This is a genomic window from Photobacterium sp. GB-1 (assembly GCF_003026165.1).
GTDB lineage: Bacteria > Pseudomonadota > Gammaproteobacteria > Enterobacterales > Vibrionaceae > Photobacterium.
Map to the genome: position 1 here is coordinate 87,321 of NZ_PYOB01000014.1, position 23,735 is coordinate 111,055.

Genomic DNA, 23,735 nt, shown 5'->3' on the forward strand with positions numbered 1-23,735 from the left:
TGATTAGTAGCGCTAACCATAGTTACTTTGAAACATTTACTTACACATTTGTCTGATTTTCATCGCCGCGGTTAAGTAATATACGAGCTAAGTGATGATAACGTGCTTCAGTACAAATATTTTAATGTTGAGTGCTTAGTTAAACTTGCTTTTATGGTAATTTAGCCTCATATATAAATTAATAGTCTCAATATAACTACCCTAAGGGGATTTTTATGAACGATCGTATAGTTAATCGTGACGGCGGTTACGAAGGCTTACTATCTACCAACAAGGTTCTACGTAACACCTACTTCCTACTTTCGTTAACTTTGTTATTTTCTGCAGGTATTGCAGGTGTAGCGATGGCAATGAATGTACCGCCTGTACACTGGATTGTATTACTTGTAGGTTTCTATGGTTTAATTTTCTTAACCGAACGTAACCGAGATAGCAGCTTAGGCTTAGTTTTCGTCTTCGCACTGACTGGATTTATGGGTTATACCTTAGGTCCAATTCTAAACATGTATGTTGGCGCGGGTATGGGCGATGTTGTAATGACTGCCCTAGGTGGTACAGCAGTAACTTTCCTTGGCTGTTCAGCTTACGCACTAACAACTAAACGTGACCTATCGTTCTTAAACGGTATGTTAATGGCAGGCTTTATCGCAATTCTTGTTGCAGTGGTTGCTAATATCTTCTTGAAGATGCCAATGCTGTCACTTGCTATTAGCGGTATGTTTGTTCTGTTCTCATCAGCTGCAATTCTATTGACTACACAGTCAATTGTTCGTGGTGGTGAAACAAACTACATTTCAGCGACAGTAACGTTGTACGTTTCTATCTACAACCTGTTCCTAAGCTTGTTGCAAATTCTTGGTGTTATCAACAGCGATAATAACTAATAGCAACCGCTATTCTTAATACTAAATGCCCGCTATCTTGCGGGCATTTTTATATCAGCAATAGTCAAATACATCAACATAGTGAACAGTTTTACTTGCAGCGCCGTACCACACTCACTATGCTTTGAGCCGTAATGAATACCGAGGCTCACCATGCTTGAATTTAATAAAAAAGAAATCGAAACAGATGCACAAGGCTATCTGAAAAATGTTAGTGACTGGTGTGAAGAACTTGTCCCTTTACTTGCAGAAGAAGAAGGGATTGATCTTTCTGCTGCGCACTGGGAAGTGATCCATTTTGTACGCGAATTTTATTTAGAATTTAATACATCACCGGCTGTCCGTATGTTGGTTAAAGCAATGGCGAAAAAATACGGCGAAGAAAAAGGAAATTCTCGTTATCTTTATCGCCTATTCCCTAAAGGACCAGCAAAACAAGCAACAAAATTAGCCGGATTACCGAAACCAGTAAAATGCATTTAATTCACTACTGTTACTAACCCTCTGTGGTCACAGGATACGCATTGACTTGCTATTTTGTGACCCTCTGTTATTGACAACAATGTCTACTTAATCGTAAATCCATCAACATGCCGCCATTCCAACTCTTCCGTTGTTATTGACTTAACATCAGCGAGCTTTACCCCGCTCCCTAACCAAAGTAATAACGCATCTATATTTTCTTTTTCACCACAAGCTAAAATTTCCACACTGCCATCAGGTAGGTTTTTCGCATAGCCTTTTAAACTGTATTTCAACCCTTCATGAGCAGTGTGAAAACGAAAACCCACCCCTTGCACACGGCCTGTAATATTCGCTCTTATACATAACTGTGACATTCATCACCTCAAGTTCTAAGTAATTTTGTCGATGTATATGTAGTTACACCATCAATGTTATCTCGCAACCACTTATCTATGCTCATTAGGATGTAAGTATGAAAGAAGTCGCTTTTCGATGGATCGATAAATACCTTATACATTTAAAAATTACAGAAAAATTTTACTTACTTTTTCTTCTTCCGTTTGCCGCTATTATCTTTGTTAGTGCTATTTTAGTTGATGCCGCCTCTCAACAACGCTTAGAAATAACACAGCAACAACTAAAGCTGACCGCTAACATCCTCCAACAACAAAATATTTCTTCTACTGATGCTGCCATTTTACTGCAAAATAGCGCAATAAAAGTGACAAATTCATCATCAGATTCTGTATTAGTGAATGGTCAAAATTATAGTTTACAAGCTGTCACACAGACTGGATTATTTGATTATTTATCAACAACTCAGTTTATAGTCACTGGCATTTTATTGGTTATTATTCTTGCTTCTGTGTACTACATCATGACCTTCATTGGCGGTGCGATGTTTAATATGCAAAAAGCGCTACAAAGTTTAGCCGATGGGGATCTCACCCACCGATTAAATTTCTTTCCTGTTCGAGATGAATTTAGCCTGATTGCTATCACAATTGATAAAGTCGCAGAACGTGAACAACAGTTAGTACTCGCAACGCAACAAGCTGTCGCGCTTATGCAACAAATAAGTGTGGATTTACATCGTCGCAGTGATAACAGTGGTGATTTATCACAATCTCAACAAAGCCATTTAGATTCACTCGCAAGTGCGACTGAAGAAATGGCAAGCTCAATTCGTGAAGTTGCTACCCACGCCCACGAAACATCACTGCAAACTCAAGAAGCACAATCGGTGAGTGAAAATGGTCGTGTAAAAGTAAGCGAAACAAAAAATGCCATTTCGATTCTTTCTAATGAAATTAATTCCGCCGCTCAAGCAGTATCTGCGTTAGATAGCAATGCGGCAAAAATTGATGACGTTGTCACAACCATTAATGGTATTTCAGAACAAACTAACCTACTTGCACTAAACGCAGCAATTGAAGCGGCACGTGCGGGTGAACAAGGGCGTGGGTTTGCCGTGGTTGCAGATGAAGTACGTACCCTTGCTGGGCGTACCCAAAGTGCTACTGTTGAAATTCAGCAAATGATTGAATCACTGCAACAAAATAGCCAACAGCTCATTGCTGTTATGAAAAATACCGTTGATAACGCCATTAACAGTGAACAATTAATGGATTCTGTTGATAGCGAAATTGGCCAAATTAACGAACGAAACCAAGGGATATCTGATCGTAGTTCCGAGATTGCAGCAGCTGCAGAACAACAAGGTGCTGTTGCTGAAAATATCGCAAGCAGCGTTGAACAGGTTCGCACCCAATCCAGTCAGATAGCACAGATGATCAGTGAATCTAGTAATGAGATTGAACAACTGAGCCAGCAAGCACAAACCCTTGAACACTTAATGAGTGGTTTAAAAGCCTCATAACCAGTTCCATTGCTTAAATCCTCTTTTATGCCGCTATCTTGTTTGTATCCGATAAGATAGCGGCTTTTTCATTTGATTTTATATGCCTAGAGAAAGATAATACGCCCCCACTCGAATTCCATACTGGGCATGTTCATGACAGCTTCTATTTATTTGGTAAAAGGCCGCGAAAAATCACTACGTCGTCGCCACCCTTGGGTTTTCTCTCGCGGTATTGATCGCATTGAAGGTAAACCAGGCTTAGGCGAAACCGTCGATATTTACGACAACAAAGGCGAATGGTTAGCAAAAGGCGCTTATTCACCACAATCACAAATTCGCGTTCGCGTATGGAGTTTTGAGAAAAACGAAAATATCGACGTTAACTTCTTGATTAAACGTCTAAACCAAGCACAAGGTTTGCGCGATATTTTAGCTCAGCGTGATGGCTTAACAGGTTATCGTTTAATTGCAGCAGAATCTGATGGCCTACCGGGCATTACGATTGACCGTTACCAAAACTTTTTAGTTTGTCAGTTACTCAGTGCTGGTGCTGAAGCACAACGTGATGTGCTGATTGAAGCGCTTCAACACTGCTACCCAGAATGTAGCATCTACGAACGTTCTGATGTTTCTGTGCGTAAAAAAGAAGGCTTGAAACAACGTACAGGCGTTCTTCATGGTGAAGAGCCACCTAAATTTGTAATGATTGAAGAAAACGGCGTTAAAATTAACGTTGATATTGTTGGTGGTCATAAAACAGGTTTCTATCTTGACCAACGTGACAGCCGTGAAGCTTCTGTTAAATACGTTAACGGCAAACGTGTACTTAACTGTTTCTGCTACACCGGTGGTTTCGGTCTTTATGCACTGAAAGGTGGCGCTAAAGAAGTGGTTAACGTTGATGTCTCTCAACACGCGCTTGATACTGCATTACAAAATGCACAAGACAACGGCTTCCCTGTTGAAAATGCACAATTCTTAAATGCTGATGTATTCAAATTACTACGTGAGTACCGTGATCGTGGCGAGTTATTTGATGTTGTGATTATGGATCCACCAAAGTTTGCTGAATCTAAATCTCAGCTTGTTGGTGCATGCCGTGGTTACAAAGATATCAATATGCTAGCAATGCAAATTCTTAAACCTGGTGGTACGTTACTGACTTACTCTTGCTCAGGTTTAATGGATAACGGCTTATTCCAAAAAATCATTGCCGATGCCGCTCTTGATGCGAAGCGTGATGTTCAATTTATTGAGCGTTTTAGCCAAGCGGCGGATCATCCATTAGATAGCGCCTACCCTGAGGGTTTCTACCTAAAAGGATTTGCGTGTTACGTTAAGTAATCATCAAATTAGCTTTAATTAGTGCCTAATGTAACGAAAGCCCAATGAGCATAACTCATTGGGCTTTTTATTTTCTAACTGTTTATAAGCTTAATTACAAATAGACATTATTTGTCATTGGTATTAATAAAAGAATACAATAAGAAAATACCAATAGCGCATTTAGCTATCAACAAATACAAGGAATTAACATGAAATTACGTACAGCACTTTTAACCTTAGCCGTTTGTGGTGTGAGCTTCTCTTCTTTTGCTAACGTTTCGCTTACACTACCCGACTCAGCTGATCTTGTGCTTGTTAATGGTACAAAAGCGCAAGGTAACGGCCCACTGTCATTAAAAGATGGTGATAATCAAATCGCTTTTCGCTATGAAACTAATTACCGTGAAAACGGCGATACTCACCTATTCAAATCTGAAGTTGTGATCGTCACATTTGATGGTACAGACGCACACTACACATTGAATCTACCTAAAATTCATAGCCAATATGAAGCTAGAGCATTTAACAAGCAGCCAAATGTTGTAATTACAGACAAACAAAATAATGATATCGCCATTAAGCAGGATGTATTAATCAAAAATGGCGTGCAAATTGGACGAAATTTTCAGCAAGAAATCGCTAAGTATAATTTAAGTAACGCACCAGCAGCTCTAACCACTGCTATTTCTGTTTCTGTACCTCAAGTACAACAAATTGCTGTTGAAAAAAGTGGAAAAGTCGATCAAGCCTACGTAACCAAGATGCTAAATTACTGGTACAAAAAAGCAGACAAGGCTACGCAAGAACAATTCAAATCTGCTATTAACAAATAAGTAATTTATAAAACTTTTTCTAATCAATAGGATAGCTTACAACTTGTGGCTATCCTACATATTGCATTATAAAAACACTGCGCCAAAAAAGCATTTAACCAGCACTCCTCCGACCACAAAAAAGCCCTAAATACTGTTGAAGACTTGCTTTTAATTCAATAACAGCAAGTTTATTTACATTTTTTTTACACCTTTCCGAGAGCATGTCTGAAGATCAGTACATCGCATCGTGCAAATTTAGCTATCAGCATTATAGTTTTTTTACGGCACTCAAAAAGATTCACAAAAGAATAACGGACAAACTGAGTGTTGCTTATTTTACTGAAACTAAAAGGATACCTAATGGATAATGGTAAACATGGAACGATGAGGAAAGGGATTTTCACTCTTAGTACTCTAACTATGTCATGCTTATTTGCATTCAACGCACAAGCTGCTGTTGATTGTACTGACCTTACAGAATGGAAAAGTGACAGCGTTTATACTGGCGGCGATCAAGTTAAACAAGCGGGTGTTGCTTATAAAGCAAATTACTGGACACAGAATAATTCTCCGAAAGACAACAACGGTCCGTATTCACAATGGGTTCAACTCGATCTTTGTTCTGGTGGCGAGCCACCTATCGACCCACCAGTTGATCCAGTAGAAAATGCAGCACCTACAGCAAGCCTTACAGCACCAACAGCAACAACGGCTATCACAACCGGTGAAACTGTTCTCATCAAAGCAAATGCAACCGACACTGACGGTACTATTGCGAAAGTTGACTTCCTAGTCGACGGACAAGTTGTTGGTTCAACAACAACAGCTCCATACGAGTTTGCATGGACCGCAACAGAAGGCGTACATAGCCTTTCAGTTATGGCTTTTGATGATAAAAATGCAGCAAGTAGCCAAGCAAGTGTTAGCGTCGATGTTGCACCTGAAGGACCTGTTAACGAAGCGCCTACCGTTTCTGTTGCTGTTTCAGCGACAAGTGTGGAATTAGGTGAAGTTATTACCATTACTGCTGATGCTGCAGATACTGATGGCACGGTAGAAAAAGTTGATTTCTACGTAAATGGCGCACTGGTTGGCACCGCAGCTACAGCCCCTTATGCTCTTGAATACACAACGGTTCAAGCTGGCAATGCAAAAATCTTTGCTCGTGCAACTGATGACCAAAACAAAACTTCTGATTCTGCCGTAAGTTCTGTTGCAGTTAATGGCGCTGTTGTATCAAATGGTTGTCGTCCTGACGGTTTATACCAAACTGAAGGCGTAAATGTGCCTTACTGTTCTATCTATGATGAAGATGGCCGTGAAATGATGGGGGTTGATCACCCTCGTCGTGTTATTGGTTACTTCACTAGCTGGCGTGCAGGCGATGATCCTCAAAGTAGCTACTTAGTTAACGATATTCCATGGGAACAACTAACTCACATTAACTACGCATTCGTTAGTATTGGTGAAGACGGTAAAGTTAATATCGGTGACACATCAGATCCAAGTAATGCCGCTGTAGGTATGGAATGGGATGGCGTTGAAATCGACCCAGCACTTGGCTTTAAAGGTCACTTCGGTGCACTTGCAACAGCAAAAGCGAAACACGATGTTAAAACATTAATCTCTATCGGTGGCTGGGCTGAAACAGGCGGCCACTTCGGCACAGATGGTGGTCGTGCAGCTGATGGTGGATTCTACACGATGACAACAAATGCTGATGGTTCTATTAACCATGCAGGCATTGAGAAATTCGCCACATCTGCTGTTGAAATGTTACGTAAGTACAAGTTCGATGGCCTTGATATTGATTACGAATACCCAACGTCTATGGCGGGTGCAGGTAATCCATACGATAAAGAGTTCATGGAACCGCGTCGTCCATACCTATGGGCTTCTTACCAAGAACTGATGAAAGTACTTCGTGAAAAACTGGATGTTGCTTCAGCAGAAGATGGCATTCACTACATGCTAACGATTGCAGCACCATCATCTGGTTACCTACTACGTGGTATGGAAACATTTGATGTAACGAAATACTTAGATTATGTAAACATCATGTCTTACGACTTACACGGTGCTTGGAACGACCACGTTGGTCATAATGCTGCGCTATTTGATACAGGTAAAGATTCAGAGTTAGCACAGTGGAACGTATACGGCACTGCAGCATACGGTGGTATTGGTTACCTTAATACTGACTGGGCTTACCACTACTTCCGTGGTTCAATGCCTGCTGGTCGTATCAATATCGGTGTTCCATACTACACCCGTGGTTGGCAAGATGTTAAAGGTGGGGATAACGGTCTATGGGGTCGTGCAGCACTACCTAACCAGTCTGAGTGTCAGGCTGGTACTGGTGAAGGCGAGAAGAACAACTGTGGTTACGGTGCTATCGGTATCGACAACATGTGGCACGATCTTGATCCAAATGGTAAAGAAATGGGTGCCGGTTCTAACCCAATGTGGCACGCGAAAAACCTTGAGCAAGGTATCTTCGGTTCGTACACAGCCGCTTATGGCTTAGATCCTGTTAATGATCCACAAGATAAACTTGTTGGTTCGTATACCCGTAATTACGATGATGTCGCTGTTGCACCATGGCTATGGAATGCAGAGAAGAGCGTATTTATCTCTACAGAGGATAAAGCATCGGTTGGCGTGAAAGCTGACTACGTAATTGATAAAGAAATCGGTGGTATCATGTTCTGGGAGCTTGCAGGCGACTACAACTGTTACTTATTCGATGCAAACGGTAAGCGTACTAACACTATTGACGCAACTGAAAAGGCATGTGCTTCTGGTAACGGTGAGTACCACATGGGTAATGCTATGACGAAAGCTATCTACGATAAGTTTAAGTCAGCAACTCCATATGGTAATACAATCGCAACAGGTGCAATCCCAACTCAAGCAATTGATATTGCAGTTAACGTTAGCGGCTTCAAAGTTGGTGACCAAAACTACCCTATCAACCCAACCGTAACCTTTACCAATAACACAGGTACTGATTTACCGGGTGGAACTGAATTCCAGTTTGATATTCCAGTATCTGCACCCGATAACGCGAAAGATCAATCTGGTGGTGGTCTGAAAGTCATCTCTTCTGGTCATACTCGTGGTGATAACATTGGTGGCTTAGACGGAACAATGCACCGTGTTGCCTTTACTCTGCCTAAGTGGAAAACATTACCAGCGGGTGAAAGCTACGAGCTAGACTTTATTTACTACCTACCAATCTCAGGCCCTGCTAACTACTCAGTGAATGTAGATGGTAATGAGTATGCGTTTAAGTTTGAGCAACCAAACCTACCTATCGGTGATTTAAATGCCGATGGTGGTAATAATGGTGGCGGCGATACGGGTGGTAATAATGGCAACTGTGATTCAGATGGCCTAAATACTTACCCTAACTGGCCTCAGACTGATTGGCAAGGTACGCCAACTCATGCTGGTAGCGGCGATGAAATCATCCATGATGGTGCTGTATACAAAGCTAACTGGTGGACATCATCAGTACCAGGAAGTGACGGTAGTTGGACGAAAGTTTGTAACATCTAAATCAACGTCTAAGTAAAGTCCTACAAGCAGGTAGTTCGCTACCTGCTTTTTTAGTCACTGAAATCTAGAAAATAGGCTTTTATATAAATAAGATCGTTTACGTGGTTATTTTTCAACGCAATTTCATTTTTTCCAATAAAAAGAATTATTTTTACTTTAGTGAGCACCAATGTATTTTTAACCTTTAAAACAATCACTTAGCAACCTATCGACGACTAAGCGTGTGATTTACACATCCCAGATAAACTGATATCTATAAATATAATTAAATGCTGTTCTTTTTTATAACTCACTGTTATTTAATGTTTATCTTTAATCCTTTATGAAATAAACACCACCCAACACATTCCCTTAAGGCATAGCGCTACATTCACACTACCTATTAATTCGTTATTTTTATGCTAAAGTTTAGCCCGCAAAACATCCACGTAAGCATTGTTCGATGGTAGTACTGACTTAATGAAAAAAGCGATATGTCTAATAATTCTGATCATGTGTTCTTTGTCATTCCAAACATCAGCACATGCTCTCCATACTGAAAGAAAGAATACTGATATCGTTGTAGATTATGTTTACCAAAAAGCACATTTGAAAAACAAAATTAACTACGACGTATTTAAACAAGCCTTTATTGCGTATAACAAAACCAAGGGCAAAAAAAAGTCGTTACTAACAATCATTGATTATAGTAAACCTTCGACACAAAAAAGATTTTATGTAATTGATTTAAAACAAAACAAATTACTTTACAAAACATACGTATCGCATGGCATGAATAGCGGTTTGCTTAAAGCCGATAAGTTTTCGAATCAAGTAAATTCGCACAAGACGTCACTGGGTACATTTTTAACCGAATCGACTTATATAGGTGGTAATGGTTATTCTCTTAAACTAAATGGCTTAACCCGTGGTAAAAATGACAACGCCCTAAAACGCTATATTGTTATTCATGGTGCAAAATATGTTTCTGAAAAGTTTATTAAACGTAATGGCTATTTAGGTCGTAGTTGGGGCTGTCCAGCCCTACCTGAAGCAATTGCAAAGAAAATTATTGATACTATCAAAGGCGGTAGTGTTATTTTTGCTTACGCTTAATTTATTCATTGAAACGGGCTGTTAGTATTTAGCTAAAATAAGTTAAATGATAACAGCTTTTTTGTACCTCTATTTTCAATCAAGCCTTTTACTCCCTATAACTCATCCGTTAAGTTGTGATTTACTGTGTAATGTTAGAATGGTTTTAATTTTTCGAGGTTTAGTATGAATAAAGCACTTGTTGTTATTGATTTTATTAATGATATCGTTGATTTAAACGGGAAAATACCTAGTTGTGCTCAACAAGTTATTGATAATAATACAATTGAAAATGCAAACCGCTCAATTCTATGGGCACAAAGCCAACATATTCCTTGTATTTATGTCAAAGTAGGTTTTCATAATCACTATCTCGATCTCCCCCTACACTCGCCAATGTTCGGTAAAGCGCAATCTATCAATGCATTAAACTTGAACGATTGGGGAACACAATTTCATCAAAATTTACTGATAAGTAAAGACGATATTGTGATCACTAAACCAAGAGTCAATCCTTTCCATAACACACAGTTAGATAGCGTATTAAGTGCAAATAAGATCACTGATATTTACTTTTGTGGGGTAAGCACAACATGGGCGATTCAATCTGCGGCTAGAGATGCTCATGATAGAGATTATCAGGTGCATATTATTGCAGATGCTTGTACAGCGGCAACAGAAGAAGAACACAATATTTCACTTGCAACCTTGGCTCGCATAGCAACAATACACCAATCAACGAATATTAAATAAAAGCGATGTGAGTTTCATACTGGTATGAATGGTTGAAATAAATAAACCGCATAATCTTTTTTATAGCAACAAGATATTATGCGGTTTTATTATGATTTAAATATCATCTTCCCAAGGCATATCAGGAAGCGCTGCTAAGTTTTCGCTATAACGCTTGAGATCAAATTTACCATCATTTTTCATAACATCAAAAACTTCAATGGATAATGCGCACGCTATCATTTGAATTGCTTCATCTCGTGGTGTACCTGTCATTACAAGACGCATTAGCGTTTCTTTAACAACTAACGGCTCACCGTCAGCAAGTTGATTTTCAACCGTCTCAACAAGCATATCGCCTGTCATGATATCTTCGTTTTCCATTTATAACAGCCTATCTAAAATTTGACATATTCTAACTTAACTCGTTAGGTAATAGCTAACCTAGACCAATAAGCTAAACAATATGTTTAATCATTAACCTTAAGCAATGATAACAACGCAGGTGTTGCCTCTTTCATTGATGTAAACGAATGCTGAGCCTGAGCAGTTAATTCTATATTATGACTATTTACAAAAACCGCATAGGTATTAGCATTCAGTGCTGACATTAAGCCAGTACGGCTATCTTCTACTGCAACCGCCTTTTCAGGCAGCACACGCATTGTTTTACAGGCCTGTAAATATACATCTGGCGCAGGTTTATTATTTGCCACTTCATATCCACTGAATACATGCTCAAAGAGTGCTAACCAGCCATGTTGCGCTAAAACACCTTGCACGTAATCTTTTGGAGCTCCGGTGACGACAGCCATCGGCACTTTACCCGATAAGGTTTTGAGCAATTCATCCACACCAGGCATCGGTGGTATGCCTTTTTCAACGATCATCTTCTCTGTTAATGCTTCCATCTCTTCAATCATTACCGTTTCCGTTAGCGGTATATTGTATTGATAGATAAAGTGCTCTGCGATCTGAGGCCAAGTTACGCCAGCGTACTGAGACATGAACGTCTCAGAATTTAGTTCAACGCCATAGCTAGCTAAATACTGACTCCAATTCACAGCATGAAAGCGCTCAGAGTCAACGAGTGTGCCATCAAAATCAAAAAATATCGTTTGCATGTACTACCTGAAAAATACGAATAATTCTTACTTTATAGCACGACTATGATTATCCATGTAGCTTGTTAGTTAAACATTTGTAGGGATCGTACAAGCTGCATTCTGTTCAAGTAATCTCATTACCTGTTTGATTTCAACGGCAGGGCTAAAATAGAAACCTTGAATATAGTGGCAGCCCATTTTAGATAAAATACGCACTTGAGCTTCAGATTCAACACCTTCAGCAACAACATCTAGGTTTAGCTTTCGGCTCATATCCATCACGAGAGAAACTAAAATTTGGCTTTCAACACTATGTTCTATATCAATAATGAAACTTCTATCAATTTTAATGACATTTGGTTTATTGGCGATAATAGCTGACATTGAGGAATAACCTGTGCCAAAATCATCAATCGCAATAGATATCCCTTTTTGAGAAAATTCAGATAATAATTCCAAAATATTATTACCTTCATCTAATGCTGCAGATTCGGTTATTTCAATCATGATTTTATCAAACGGTAAGTTATATCGTTCAATAACATCGTAGATATATTTTTGATCACAGCTTGAGAACTCACGAACAGAACGATTTATAGATATACAAATATCAGTAAAACCCTGCTGACGAATATCTGCAAGATCACAACACGCTTTATCAAAAACTATTTTCCCAAGATCACCAATCAGGCCATATTTCTCTGCCATCTCAACGAAAATAACAGGTGATATATACCCTTCTTCTTCATCAAACCAACGCGTAAGAGCTTCAAACTTACATACTTTACCTGTTTCAATGTCAATGATTGGCTGATAATAAACTTGTATTTTATATTCTGATATAGCTTTAATTAGACGATCTTTCAATCTTAATTGACGTATATATTCCGCTTGTAATTTTCCATCATAAATAGAAATACCATTGCACCCATTACGCTTTTGTTCATACATTGCATAATCAGCATTCTTTAATAAATCTAGATGTGTAAAACCACTTTCTGGATACGACGAAATACCAATACTAATTGTAATATCCAATTTAATAGTGTCGATATAAATAGGTTGAAGCAATACGCCTATTAAATCTTCAGCATATTTTTTAGCTTCAGAAGATGAGTAGCCTTTGAGTAAAATAGCAAATTCATCACCACCATATCTACAGACTAAACTGTCATCACTACAATGTTTTAATAACGTTTCAGCAATATATTTTAGAAGTTTGTCACCTACAGCGTGACCGTATAAATCATTGATTGCTTTAAAGTCATCAAGATCAATAAATAGAATGGAAAACGCCTGATAACAACGATCGTCTGCTTTGTTGTCTTTAACAAATACGAGTTCTTTTTCTACCATTTCACTAAAACAACGGCGATTCATAAGTGTGGTTAGCGCATCATTATTCGCATAAAAACGTAATTTTTTTTCTGTTTGTTGGCGTACGCTAACGTCATGAAAAACACCAAGATAGTTAACGACTTCATGATTATCATCTTCAATTTTATTTATTGTCATTTCTTCAGGATAAACATGACCATTTTCCCGGCGATTATAGAGCAGTCCTTTCCATTGGCCTGTCGTTTCCACACTATGCCACATGTTTTCATAGAACCGTTTATCATGCATGCCAGACGCTAATATGTTTGGATTTTTTCCGATCACATCCTCTTTTTTATATCCTGTCACTTGCTCAAATGACTTATTTACCGTAACAATATTATTGCAGTGATCAGTAATAACAATACACTCTGAAGTATTATCAAAGACAGTTTTTGCTAAATTCAATTGCTGAACAGTTGATATTGATTCTGTGATATCAGTTAACACACCAGCTATTTTTTCATTTTTACCAAAAGCATCAACTTCAACAACACGACCTTCACACTTAAACCAACGATCAGTTAAATTGCTATCATTATTAACTGAAGAAGGATTTGTTCTAAATTCAAAACTAAATAACTGACACTTATTTTTTTTAATTTTTTTGAAAGCATTAATTGCAGCTCTTCGCTCATCTTTATGAATGATTGATATCCAATCATGAAGCGAATTAACTTTACCACTTTCAACTTGCAAAAGATCCCATATTTTAGGTGATGTTATTGTCTGATTATTTGAAAAATCATACTCCCATACACCTTCTATAATTGCATTATAAGTAACATGTAATTTATTTGATGTTATAGAGAGCTCTGATGATAAATGATAAAACTCAGTTATATCTTGAACAATGCCACGTACTAGGTTTGTATTTCCATTATCATCTTTAAATATATTCGATTCATTTCTAACATATTTAATTTTCCCTCTCGGCAATAATAAACGATATATAATATTATAGCTTGAATGTGATGATATTATTATATTATTCATAAAATGAATAACACGATCTCTATCTTCAGGATGGATGTATTCCTGAACTAATTTCAAATTTGGCGTTAGCTGCTTATCGACTTCATAAATATGGTATACTTCTTGACTCCAAGTAAATGTGTTTGTCTGTACATCCCATTGCCAATTACCCAACTTAGCAACACGTTGAGATGACTCCATCTCACTTAACAACAGCTTTTGCTCAGCTAGTAATGCTAAGTAATGAAGCTCTGAACCTAATTGTTGACCAATACCCTCACACCAATTAAATTGTAAAGGTGTTAAAGTAGTGGGTTGTTCAAACAAGCAAACGAGGATACCTATCACATCATCATATTTTGAAAAAATAGGAATACCTAAATATGCTTCAAAACCATACTCAACCAGTAATTTATCTTTAGGATAAACAAGATACGCTTGCGAGCTCAGCAAGTATATTGCACCGCTTTCTAACACTTTACGACAAGGTATATCATCTAGCATATAGCTAATATTACTGACTTTTTTGTTACCATTGACGTAATAAGCTAATGACGTTGCTTTTGTACCAGTTTTATTAAAATAGGCTATATAAAAATGATCTGGCTTTAATTCATCATATACCGATTGCATGGTTTTACAGATAAAATCTTTACCATATTGGTTTCGTTTTAAAGCTTTTAGTTCAGTAACCATTAAATGCTCTAACCTAGCTGTTCTGAATTTGATTTATTTATAAAGTTTATGATTTGAATATACAGTATCATTTAATTGAAAAAAAGTTTCTAGACATAGATGCCTAGATTTGTCATGCCTATTTTGATTTAAATCAGATTACGTATTAGCTTTTAAGCAATAATTCTATGTTTTATTGCATTTTGAAAATAAATATATGAAACTTATTCTATAAAACTTTAGCCTTTAAGGCTTTTATCATATAAGAAATACTATCTTACTGATTGAAATATCTTACTATTTTCAATAATTGATATAATCAATATTAATAGTATCGTGTTTAATTTAATATTTAATTCAAATATATTACATATTAAAAAGATAAAAAGGAGCCAAAAGCTCCTTTTTTATCATTAATTAACGAGAGATATCTAATTGATTACCTGTAACCCCATTAGTTCGGAACCAACCAGCGATACTAAAACGACGTTGTGTTGCTGGCAACACTTCATGAGGGAAGAATTCAGATAAGAATACAACTAAACGCCCCGCTTTTGGGTCTAATGTTGCTAATTCATTATCATCTAAATCATACATTTTTAAACGACCACCGTGTTCGGGTAGCCAATCATCATTAAGGTAAAATACCGTTGTTAATTTACGATTTTCTTGACCACGAAAACAATCTAAATGCTTTTGATAGAAATCACCGTGCTCATATTTGGCAAAATGTGCTTCATATTCAAATAAGCCAAGAAAAAAGTGACGATTCACCTCTAGGCGAATTTCATTCATTTGTTTTAAAAAATTGGCAACAGGCTCTCCCATCTCAGCCGAGAGCCATTGAATTTTATCGCTTCGAATAGATTTTTGGGTGGTATATTCATCTTTTCGGCCAATTCCCGCTTGGCTCCAATCATCGGGAATGCAAGCTTTAAGTGCTTTAACCTCATCCTGAGCTAAAAAGTCATCCCAGACAAACCAACCTTGCGTGAATAAAGCATCAATAAGTTTGTCGTAATTCATATTCGTTCCAATCGAGATAAAAAAAGATTTATATCGCCTGTTGGGGTTGAGAGCAAATCAGAAAATTTATACTCAAATGCAATTTTTCTACTGCTGAGATGTTTTGTTACACCATTAATAAAAACCACATTATGATTAAAATAAATGATATTGTGTTTGCTGGTTTTTACTTAATTCATCAATCGACTTTACCCCATGGAAATGCTCAATCCATGCAATATTACTTCTCGGAAACTCTATTTTAATAGCTTTTTTAATGTGTTTTTTCAACGCACTAGACTCAGATACAATATTCTGCTCAATGTAGCCAAACTGCTTAAACACATAATCTGTTGATGACTGTTTCAATACTTTAAAACCACGATCTTTTTTAAAAGTCAGTACTTCAAATGCATCACCAACCTGCATCGACTTTAAAAAACGTTCACAACCGGATTCAACCTGAGAAATATGTAACTTTGACATTAGCAACCTCTTAATCAAGTAAATCTGTTTTCGCTATCAATTTACAAAAATGTGCTTTTATGAGTACTTCACTAATAAAAATCACTGTCAGTACTTCATCTTTCACTGTAAACGCAACCCTAAATGCAACATCAGGTTTCACAATAATCTTATATTCTAAGACTCTCAATTTAGAAGAAAAAGCATGAGGTACCGATTTAATTTTACCATTATGTAACGTTAATAAGAGCGGTAATCGTTCACGAAGGTCACACATGATTGCTTCTTCGTAACAGGCATGTTGATGGAAAAACTTACGTAAATGTCGATTGTTATCTATACAAATATTCATGCTTTTTTCTTTTCATATAAGAATTTTAAAAAGCATACGCTGCAGACTAATAGTTAGAAATATAAATATTTTTAAGGGAGGGTTAAGTGATAGTTAATCTCTAGAAGCTAAATGATAGCCCTTAAGATAGGGCGTACCATTAAGTTTTTATTTTTGCTATACGTTATTTAGCCGTTACACGCAGATTATTTTTATTATCTCTATTTTGGCGAATATGTTCATCACTTTGAACAATATTCTCCTGCTTTGCTAGGCGATCATATAGCACAACATTGACGGAGGCAGCTAAATTCATGCACCCAACAGTAGGAACATAAACAACATGATCGGCTTTGTCTGCAACATCTTGTGCGATTGAACCATCTTCAGGGCCAAAGATGTAAATCGCTTTTTCTGGATGCGTAAAATGAGGAAGTAATGTTGCGCCTTCTGCAAAATCGACACACACAATCTTCATATCTACGGGTAGATCATCAATCATTGATGCTACCCCAGTCAAAGGAATTGTCTGTTGCATTTGTTTCGTGTCAGTTTGAAACTTTGCCGCTTTATCATATCGGGTTCCTGTATATAAAACCGCATCCGCCTGATAACACCCTGCAGCTCTTAGTACTGCTCCAACATTTGTAGGGCTTTTAGGGTTAGTTAACCCAATAATGACTGACGCCTCTTTCATTGCTAGATGTACCTTTTCATTGTAATAAAAACGAAGATTAGAGCTTTATTTTACCAAAGCTCTAATAATGACGATATTGATCGTTGTGCTCAACAATCAACGGAATTAATGAGGAGTTAGTCTATTTCTTCGTGTTCTGCGATGCGAGCACGACGAAGTGCAGCTTCTTCCATCACAGCATTTATTTCCGCCATCACGCTATCAATATCTGCGTCGGCATCAGTTTCAACATAAATACCGGTTAGTTCAGTCTCTGGCTTTAATGTTCCAGCTTCAAATAATGCCCACATTTCTTTTGCGTATTGTGTATTAAGCAACTCAGGTACATATTGACCATAATAGTTAGCCATATTTTTAACATCACGCTCAAGCATCCATTTGGCGTTATTATTGGCTGAAGCATCTACTGCTTGCGGTAAATCGATAATTACAGGCCCATTAGCATCCACTAACACATTAAATTCTGATAAATCACCATGAATAAGGCCGATGCATAGCATACGTTTAACATAGTTAATCATTAGCTCATGGTGGTGTAGTGCCTGATCTTTAGTTAGCGTGATATCGTTGAGTCGAGGTGCAACATTGCCATTTGCATCAGTGATCAACTCCATCAATAATACGCCATCAAAACAGCCATAAGGAACAGGAGCCCTTATATCGGCTTTAGCTAATAATGATAGTGCGTCAACTTCAGCCTGCTGCCACACTTTTTCTTGTTCATCACGGCCAAACTTAGAACCTTTTTCCATCGCTCGTGCACGACGGCTATTACGTACCTTCCGCCCTTCTCGATATGAGACAGCTTTTTTAAAGCTACGTTGATCTATTTCTTTGTAAACTTTAGCGCAACAGATTTTTCCACCACTGCGAACAACATATACGGAAGCTTCTTTGCCACTCATCAATTGTGATAAAACATCATCAATAAGGCCATCCTCTACAAGAGGTTGTAATCGTGGGGGTATCTTCATTGCACCTACATAAATTAATTACAAAACAAACTTTCAATTTATCGCATTATCACTTGCTTTGAATTTTTAACAAGTATTGAAATCAATTTATTCTTATTCTCTTCAAATCGCTCTTATATTTACTAAGAAATCGTTCGATTTGGTGAGTGAAAGTGAGCTTCTAGTACTACTAAATAATTGAACCAACATCAAATCGACAAATGTAATATACCGTGTATCTATAGTGAAGTATTTCGGCTATCACAATACCTCTACTAAATTTACCGAAGTTATGCTTACTTGCCTTCCTCACGCTAATCTTTAACAAAAAAAATAACAACTATTAATGATCAGCAACGCTTTTAGCCAAGGAATGCATATGAACAAAAGAATTAAATATCTTCCCTTCTTATTACCTCTATTTAGCTTTAATGCTCAGGCAAACTCAATCGAGTGGGTTAATGGTAAAACCAAGGTCGTTAATGGCGATACCGTTATATACAATGAACAATGTTATATCGCACAAAATAATCCAGGCTCATGGGAAACACCTTCACCATCGTCTAATTGGTTTTGGCAACCGACCGAATGCGGTGGTTCTCCCCCTCCAACATGCAAGGATAATCAAGAGTTAATCGATGACATTTGTGTCGATATTGTTGAACCTGTGGTCTGTCCAAATGGTCAAATATTGGTTGATAATATCTGTGTCGATGAAACAACACCTCCGGTATCTGATATCACGTTATGGATTGCGGGAGAAACAAAAGTTAATAACGGTGATATTGTTAGCTACCAGTCTCAATGCTTTGAAGCTAAAAATGGTCCTGGATTATGGGAAACACCTAAGTCATCATCATGGTTTTGGAATGAAACAAGTTGCCCAGATACGCCCCTAGAACCGATTGAGTGCCCTGACGGCTCTACCGCACCAACGATTGCAGAATGTCCTACTGAACCACCAACAGAAGTTACTTGCCCTGACGGCACTATCGCCGAAAACTACGATAGCTGCCCTGCAACACAAGCTATTTTTGTTAGCCCTAATGGCAACGATAATAATAACGGCTCATTCACTAAGCCTTACAAAACCCTAAAGAAAGCTTTATCTCAAGCTAAAGCAGGCAGCATTATTGAACTGGCAGAAGGCCGTTATAAAACAGCAGAAGTCATTGATAAGGCTAACGGGATCAGCGAAGCACCCATAGTGATCAGAGGAAATAACAGCGTCTTTGATGGCACCATAGATATTACGACACCATGGCAACGACACGACGGTAATATTTACAAAACGCAAATCAATCAAGATATTTGGCAACTGTTTATTGACGATAAAATGGTGATGTCAGCGCGTTGGCCTAATGCTCAATTAAGTGATGGCTCACTGTGGGATATGAAGTCGACATGGCGTCATCAAGCCCCTGAAAGTCGTTTCGGTGAAATGATTGATGAACGCCCGTATGAAAAGATCACTGTTAAAAACAGTGGTAATGAATATCAACCTCTTCCTAGTGATGTAAACACACAATCACTAGCTGATTCAGGTATTGATGCAACAGGTGCCATTGCCATCATGAACATTGGTTCTTGGTTGAACTGGGCACAAGTGATTGATAATCACACGGTTGGTAGTGATCGCTTTACCTATAGTACCGATTTTTCTCAATCAGGCACTGCGATGAAAAAAGCCGCTACTAATATGCTCTCTAAAGGCAATTTTTGGGCAAATAAAAACGGCAAATATGAAGAAGGCCACTATTACCTTGAAGGTAAACTCGCGCTATTAGATAGTCCCAATGAGTGGTTCTTTGATAAGCAAACGAAAACCGTTTATTTATGGGCAGCCGATAATGCTGATCCTAACCAGCTTCATGTGCGTGGTAAGCAACAGACCTATGGCTTAACAATCCGAAATTCTAGCCACCTTATTTTCGATAATGTCGACTTTTTTGCGACAGCATTTACAGTGATAAGCTCACAGTCTATTACCTTTAATGATCTTGATGCGAAATATTACGCGTATTCAAAGCGCATGTTAGGTGACTTAACTCGCCCTCAAACCATTAAGTTTATTAATAACAATAAAGCCATCACAGAAACACACAACAAGATCACCAATAGTTACCTTGCTTACACTGATGGACCTGCGTTTGAGATGATCAAAGAAAACAGTAACGTGGTAGATAATAACCTTATCCATGATATTGACTATTCAAATCTAGGTACAGGTGGTGAAGGCTCCATTAACATGGCTTCACAAAGCCAGAATATCACTTTTAGCAATAACACTTTTCATACCGCAGGTAACTCTGAAGGTGTACGCGTTGGCGCTCGCTCTAAAGTCATTGGTAACCATGTATACAACACCAGTCTATTACAACATGATGGCGCAGCAATCAATGTGGGGATTGATGAACAAGCAGGCACAGAGATCGCTTATAACTGGGTACACGATACACCAAAAGCAGGTGTTCGTTTTGATGGTGTCGAAGGTGCGGCTAAAACAGGTAAAGATGGCTTAGTTCATCACAACGTTGTGTGGAATAGCGCCTTCAATATTATTAAAGGTGATACGCAAGGTACGTACAATAACTTGATGTTTAATAACATCATCACAGATCTAATCATCTTCAATAAAGCGTCAGCCGGTGGATTAAATTATAGTTCTGAAACGCTAAACAACTTAGTAGGGACACTTCAAGGGCGTAAATCGGGTACTAGCGAGCAATTAACTGTGCCGGGTATGGTAGCGAATAATATAACAGGTAATACATCTGAGATCTTAAGTCACTTAAGGGGCGCTTATTGGGGTGACTTTAGACCGAAAGATAACGCAATGACCATTGATATGGGAACAACTAACAGTAGCTTAATGGCGATTGATTATCTTGGCTCTTTCCCTGATATTGGTGCTTATGAATATGGAGCCCCTAACACTTGGATTCCAGGTCATAGGCATTCAATCGCCTCTAACCCTGTCCCTTTTGATAAGGCTGCCAATGTTGAGCTGAATATTGAATTAATGTTCTCACAGGATCTCAACCGATTTAGTTATGATGTCTACTTAGGTAAGAATATCGACGCCTTATTACCCATTGATAAAGTAGATAATAAGTATAGCTTGAATGATCTTTTGCCAAATACCCAATATTACTGGCGTGTCGATGTTACCGATGATAGCAAAGTAACGACTGGAAATATTTGGTCATTTCATACTAAGTAACCAAAAGAAAGCCTCAGTCTCTTTGATTGAGGCCTTCTTAATATCACCGCTATTATTACAGCGGTGATATTATCCAATAATCCACTTATCTCATTGATATATATCATATTTATAACATCAACAAGCTTAAAAAAATAAAAGATCACCGAAAATAAGTAAAAATATTTGATAATGAATAGCATATTAAAAGTATACTCTTATCTAGATCTTTCGCTAATATACTAAATAATTATATTTTCATTTGTTATATAAATAGGATTATCTCATTGAACTTTATTTCGGATAATATTGTAGCAATAACATTATCTTTATTACTCTTTAACTTTGTTATTAGTTGGTTATTTCGTTCTAAAGCGTTTGCCATTATTCGAGGCGTTATTTTAACTTTTTATAGTTTAGTTTTTCTTAGCTTATTTAGTACGTTAGTGAGTGTTATACCTCCCTTCATTATATTACTATTATGCAGTTTAGTATTTATAGACACCTTTCTTCTTCTACGACCAAAGATGCAACCTTTTTGGGTTAGAATATTAATTAATTGGCCTGGGCAATGGTTTTTAGGATCAACAATAATCGCCTTCCCTTGGGCAATATGGTTACTTTTTTTCAAAAGTGCCGACTTCTTATATGTTCCCTATATACTCGGTCTGATAGGTGTCTTACAAAATTTTCGCATAAACGAAGAGAATATATTTATTGACCTTAATAATAAGGCTCAGCCATCAGATTTGAGTCGATTAGATTTAGCAAATCCGACTTCAAATAGTGATGAAAATCTACATATTATACAATTAACAGATCCTCATTTAGGTCCATATATGTCTGTTGCTAGGCTCGAGCGCATTTGCAAAAGTGCAGTAGCGAAAAAGCCGGATCTCATTTTGTTAACGGGTGATTTTTTAACCATGGAATCAAAAGGATCAACACAAGTACTGTCACAATCACTGAGCCCACTTAAAGAATATAGTGGAAAAGTATTTGCATGTATGGGTAACCATGATTACGAAGCGCCTGAAATAGTAAAAGAAGCATTAGCTAACAATAATATTCATTTATTAATTGACGAGGCTCAGATAGTACAAACTCGTCTAGGCCCCGTTCAAGTTATTGGCTTTGATTTTCATTTTAAAGATAGAGCGTCAAAACTTCTTAGAGCAATTGGTAACTTACCTAATAAAAGCAAAGTCATTGCAAGTATTGCAATGTTACATGATCCAACACATATCCGAGATATTCCGACAAAGAGCCACTCTATAGATTTATTTTTAAGTGGTCATACCCATGGTGGGCTTATAGGGTTAGTGAGCCTCGGTTTTAAAACGACGGTGATCAGTTTATTGTCCAAATCCCCTGATCATGGGCTATGGGGAATGGAAAACACAAAATTATATGTACATCGTGGCACTGGTCATTATGGTTTTCCTTTTCGGTTAGGTGTTCCGACTGAACATAGTGTTATCAACGTTATCTTAAATAAATCAAAATAACATTAACTGAGTAGTACAGTGAACAACTCACTGTACTACCTTCTTTTAGTGACCAATGCTCTCAAATAAGCTTTAAGTACAAGTATGCGTAATAACGGCGGTTTAAAACAAAATAGGAAAGCAACCAGAAAAAGACAGGGCTAACTTTTTGATTAGACTAGAAACAACAAAGCCCCAGCGTGAGCTGAGGCTTTATCGTTTATACTGGTGCCCGAGGACGGACTTGAACCGTCACTCCCGAAGGAAACGGATTTTGAATCCGTCGTGTATACCAATTTCACCACTCGGGCTTAATTATTAGAGAATGGAGGCGCGTCCCGGAGTCGAACCGAGGTCCACGGATTTGCAATCCGCTGCATAGCCACTCTGCCAACGCGCCATTTTTACTTCTCAATTAGATGGTGCCCCGGGCCGGACTTGAACCGGCACAGCGCGAACGCCGAGGGATTTTAAATCCCTTGTGTCTACCAATTCCACCACCAGGGCACGCAATTTCTTGCGATGGTTAGACACCATCTATGATTACCGCTTTCGCCATAATCTTTAATTTGGAGCGACACACGAGGTTCGAACTCGTGACCTCAACCTTGGCAAGGTTGCGCTCTACCAGCTGAGCTAGTGTCGCATAGATTCTCATAAGAGAATGGAGGCGCGTCCCGGAGTCGAACCGAGGTCCACGGATTTGCAATCCGCTGCATAGCCACTCTGCCAACGCGCCATTTT

At 38.0% G+C, this 23,735-nt stretch carries 19 protein-coding genes and 5 tRNA genes; 10 read left to right on the forward strand and 14 right to left on the reverse strand.

All coding sequences use genetic code 11. From position 1 onward, the window contains the following. The first annotated feature begins 215 nt into the window (after window positions 1-215). The gene (locus tag C9J45_RS14120) at window positions 216-884 is read left to right on the forward strand and encodes a Bax inhibitor-1/YccA family protein (protein WP_005368338.1); all 669 of its coding nucleotides are present in this window, start codon (window positions 216-218) and stop codon (window positions 882-884) included. A gap of 153 nt (window positions 885-1,037) precedes the next feature. Then, entirely contained in the window at window positions 1,038-1,367 is a 330-nt protein-coding gene (gene tusE, locus C9J45_RS14125) for a sulfurtransferase TusE (protein ID WP_005368340.1), read from the forward strand. An 83-nt stretch (window positions 1,368-1,450) separates the two neighbouring features. Here tusE and yccX read toward each other — a convergent pair whose 3' ends face one another. Then, window positions 1,451-1,723 carry an acylphosphatase gene (yccX, locus tag C9J45_RS14130; RefSeq protein ID WP_107206365.1) on the reverse strand — a complete coding sequence of 91 codons (273 nt, stop codon included), beginning with the start codon at window positions 1,721-1,723 and terminating at the stop codon, window positions 1,451-1,453. 98 nt (window positions 1,724-1,821) lie between these two features. Between yccX and C9J45_RS14135 the strand changes: the two genes are divergently transcribed. From C9J45_RS14135 to C9J45_RS14160, 6 genes are all read left to right on the forward strand, one after another. Continuing rightward, on the forward strand, window positions 1,822-3,228 hold the full coding sequence (locus C9J45_RS14135) for a methyl-accepting chemotaxis protein (protein ID WP_107206364.1): 1,407 nt from the start codon (window positions 1,822-1,824) through the stop codon (window positions 3,226-3,228). A gap of 135 nt (window positions 3,229-3,363) precedes the next feature. Beyond that, a complete protein-coding gene (locus C9J45_RS14140) occupies window positions 3,364-4,554 on the forward strand; it encodes a class I SAM-dependent methyltransferase (protein ID WP_107292671.1) in 1,191 nt (396 codons plus the stop codon). Window positions 4,555-4,745: 191 nt separating this feature from the next. Then, window positions 4,746-5,369, forward strand: coding sequence for a DUF2057 domain-containing protein (locus tag C9J45_RS14145; protein WP_107206363.1), 624 nt, complete (start codon window positions 4,746-4,748; stop codon window positions 5,367-5,369). A 342-nt stretch (window positions 5,370-5,711) separates the two neighbouring features. Beyond that, window positions 5,712-8,912, forward strand: a complete 3,201-nt coding sequence (locus C9J45_RS14150) for a glycosyl hydrolase family 18 protein (protein ID WP_107292672.1) — start codon at window positions 5,712-5,714, stop codon at window positions 8,910-8,912. Window positions 8,913-9,371: 459 nt separating this feature from the next. Then, window positions 9,372-10,007, forward strand: a complete 636-nt coding sequence (locus tag C9J45_RS14155; RefSeq protein WP_199187088.1) for a murein L,D-transpeptidase catalytic domain family protein — start codon at window positions 9,372-9,374, stop codon at window positions 10,005-10,007. 165 nt (window positions 10,008-10,172) lie between these two features. Further along, window positions 10,173-10,739, forward strand: a complete 567-nt coding sequence (locus tag C9J45_RS14160; protein ID WP_107259544.1) for an isochorismatase family cysteine hydrolase — start codon at window positions 10,173-10,175, stop codon at window positions 10,737-10,739. A 96-nt stretch (window positions 10,740-10,835) separates the two neighbouring features. On the opposite strand, the gene C9J45_RS14165 is transcribed toward C9J45_RS14160, so the two are convergent. From C9J45_RS14165 to C9J45_RS14200, 8 genes are all read right to left on the reverse strand, one after another. Further along, window positions 10,836-11,102 carry a hypothetical protein gene (locus C9J45_RS14165; RefSeq protein WP_107206359.1) on the reverse strand — a complete coding sequence of 89 codons (267 nt, stop codon included), beginning with the start codon at window positions 11,100-11,102 and terminating at the stop codon, window positions 10,836-10,838. Between the two features lie 86 nt (window positions 11,103-11,188). After that, entirely contained in the window at window positions 11,189-11,842 is a 654-nt protein-coding gene (locus C9J45_RS14170; RefSeq protein WP_107206358.1) for an HAD family phosphatase, read from the reverse strand. 69 nt (window positions 11,843-11,911) lie between these two features. Next, window positions 11,912-14,872, reverse strand: a complete 2,961-nt coding sequence (locus C9J45_RS14175; protein WP_107292673.1) for a GGDEF and EAL domain-containing protein — start codon at window positions 14,870-14,872, stop codon at window positions 11,912-11,914. 396 nt (window positions 14,873-15,268) lie between these two features. Then, entirely contained in the window at window positions 15,269-15,877 is a 609-nt protein-coding gene (locus C9J45_RS14180) for a 2OG-Fe(II) oxygenase (RefSeq protein WP_107206356.1), read from the reverse strand. A 135-nt stretch (window positions 15,878-16,012) separates the two neighbouring features. Further along, window positions 16,013-16,342, reverse strand: a complete 330-nt coding sequence (locus C9J45_RS14185; RefSeq protein WP_107206355.1) for a hypothetical protein — start codon at window positions 16,340-16,342, stop codon at window positions 16,013-16,015. A gap of 10 nt (window positions 16,343-16,352) precedes the next feature. Next, on the reverse strand, window positions 16,353-16,673 hold the full coding sequence (locus tag C9J45_RS14190) for a hypothetical protein (RefSeq protein WP_107246900.1): 321 nt from the start codon (window positions 16,671-16,673) through the stop codon (window positions 16,353-16,355). 163 nt (window positions 16,674-16,836) lie between these two features. After that, window positions 16,837-17,349, reverse strand: coding sequence for an RNA methyltransferase (locus C9J45_RS14195; RefSeq protein WP_107206353.1), 513 nt, complete (start codon window positions 17,347-17,349; stop codon window positions 16,837-16,839). A 116-nt stretch (window positions 17,350-17,465) separates the two neighbouring features. Then, entirely contained in the window at window positions 17,466-18,323 is an 858-nt protein-coding gene (locus C9J45_RS14200) for a PA4780 family RIO1-like protein kinase (RefSeq protein ID WP_107292674.1), read from the reverse strand. A gap of 358 nt (window positions 18,324-18,681) precedes the next feature. On the opposite strand from C9J45_RS14200, the gene C9J45_RS14205 reads away from it, so the two are divergent. Continuing rightward, on the forward strand, window positions 18,682-21,525 hold the full coding sequence (locus tag C9J45_RS14205) for a right-handed parallel beta-helix repeat-containing protein (RefSeq protein WP_107292675.1): 2,844 nt from the start codon (window positions 18,682-18,684) through the stop codon (window positions 21,523-21,525). A gap of 266 nt (window positions 21,526-21,791) precedes the next feature. Then, entirely contained in the window at window positions 21,792-23,012 is a 1,221-nt protein-coding gene (locus tag C9J45_RS14210) for a metallophosphoesterase (protein ID WP_107287645.1), read from the forward strand. A gap of 205 nt (window positions 23,013-23,217) precedes the next feature. On the opposite strand, the gene C9J45_RS14215 is transcribed toward C9J45_RS14210, so the two are convergent. The 5 genes from C9J45_RS14215 to C9J45_RS14235 form a co-directional block, all read right to left on the reverse strand. Next, window positions 23,218-23,302: transfer RNA gene (locus C9J45_RS14215), tRNA-Leu, on the reverse strand. Window positions 23,303-23,317: 15 nt separating this feature from the next. Next, window positions 23,318-23,391: transfer RNA gene (locus C9J45_RS14220), tRNA-Cys, on the reverse strand. Between the two features lie 20 nt (window positions 23,392-23,411). Further along, window positions 23,412-23,498 (reverse strand) — tRNA-Leu (locus C9J45_RS14225). A gap of 63 nt (window positions 23,499-23,561) precedes the next feature. Further along, a tRNA-Gly gene (locus tag C9J45_RS14230) sits at window positions 23,562-23,637 on the reverse strand. A gap of 19 nt (window positions 23,638-23,656) precedes the next feature. Then, window positions 23,657-23,730, reverse strand: a tRNA-Cys gene (locus C9J45_RS14235). Window positions 23,731-23,735 lie beyond the last annotated feature (5 nt).

Excerpts from the sequence above, each read along its gene's own strand:
- C9J45_RS14120 (WP_005368338.1), top strand. The coding sequence starts at position 216 with ATGAACGATCGTATAGTTAATCGTGACGGCGGTTACGAAGGCTTACTA.
- tusE (WP_005368340.1), top strand. The coding sequence starts at position 1,038 with ATGCTTGAATTTAATAAAAAAGAAATCGAAACAGATGCACAAGGCTAT.
- yccX (WP_107206365.1), bottom strand. The coding sequence starts at position 1,723 with ATGTCACAGTTATGTATAAGAGCGAATATTACAGGCCGTGTGCAAGGG.
- C9J45_RS14135 (WP_107206364.1), top strand. The coding sequence starts at position 1,822 with ATGAAAGAAGTCGCTTTTCGATGGATCGATAAATACCTTATACATTTA.
- C9J45_RS14140 (WP_107292671.1), top strand. The coding sequence starts at position 3,364 with ATGACAGCTTCTATTTATTTGGTAAAAGGCCGCGAAAAATCACTACGT.
- C9J45_RS14145 (WP_107206363.1), top strand. The coding sequence starts at position 4,746 with ATGAAATTACGTACAGCACTTTTAACCTTAGCCGTTTGTGGTGTGAGC.
- C9J45_RS14150 (WP_107292672.1), top strand. The coding sequence starts at position 5,712 with ATGGATAATGGTAAACATGGAACGATGAGGAAAGGGATTTTCACTCTT.
- C9J45_RS14155 (WP_199187088.1), top strand. The coding sequence starts at position 9,372 with ATGAAAAAAGCGATATGTCTAATAATTCTGATCATGTGTTCTTTGTCA.
- C9J45_RS14160 (WP_107259544.1), top strand. The coding sequence starts at position 10,173 with ATGAATAAAGCACTTGTTGTTATTGATTTTATTAATGATATCGTTGAT.
- C9J45_RS14165 (WP_107206359.1), bottom strand. The coding sequence starts at position 11,102 with ATGGAAAACGAAGATATCATGACAGGCGATATGCTTGTTGAGACGGTT.
- C9J45_RS14170 (WP_107206358.1), bottom strand. The coding sequence starts at position 11,842 with ATGCAAACGATATTTTTTGATTTTGATGGCACACTCGTTGACTCTGAG.
- C9J45_RS14175 (WP_107292673.1), bottom strand. The coding sequence starts at position 14,872 with ATGGTTACTGAACTAAAAGCTTTAAAACGAAACCAATATGGTAAAGAT.
- C9J45_RS14180 (WP_107206356.1), bottom strand. The coding sequence starts at position 15,877 with ATGAATTACGACAAACTTATTGATGCTTTATTCACGCAAGGTTGGTTT.
- C9J45_RS14185 (WP_107206355.1), bottom strand. The coding sequence starts at position 16,342 with ATGTCAAAGTTACATATTTCTCAGGTTGAATCCGGTTGTGAACGTTTT.
- C9J45_RS14190 (WP_107246900.1), bottom strand. The coding sequence starts at position 16,673 with ATGAATATTTGTATAGATAACAATCGACATTTACGTAAGTTTTTCCAT.
- C9J45_RS14195 (WP_107206353.1), bottom strand. The coding sequence starts at position 17,349 with ATGAAAGAGGCGTCAGTCATTATTGGGTTAACTAACCCTAAAAGCCCT.
- C9J45_RS14200 (WP_107292674.1), bottom strand. The coding sequence starts at position 18,323 with ATGAAGATACCCCCACGATTACAACCTCTTGTAGAGGATGGCCTTATT.
- C9J45_RS14205 (WP_107292675.1), top strand. The coding sequence starts at position 18,682 with ATGAACAAAAGAATTAAATATCTTCCCTTCTTATTACCTCTATTTAGC.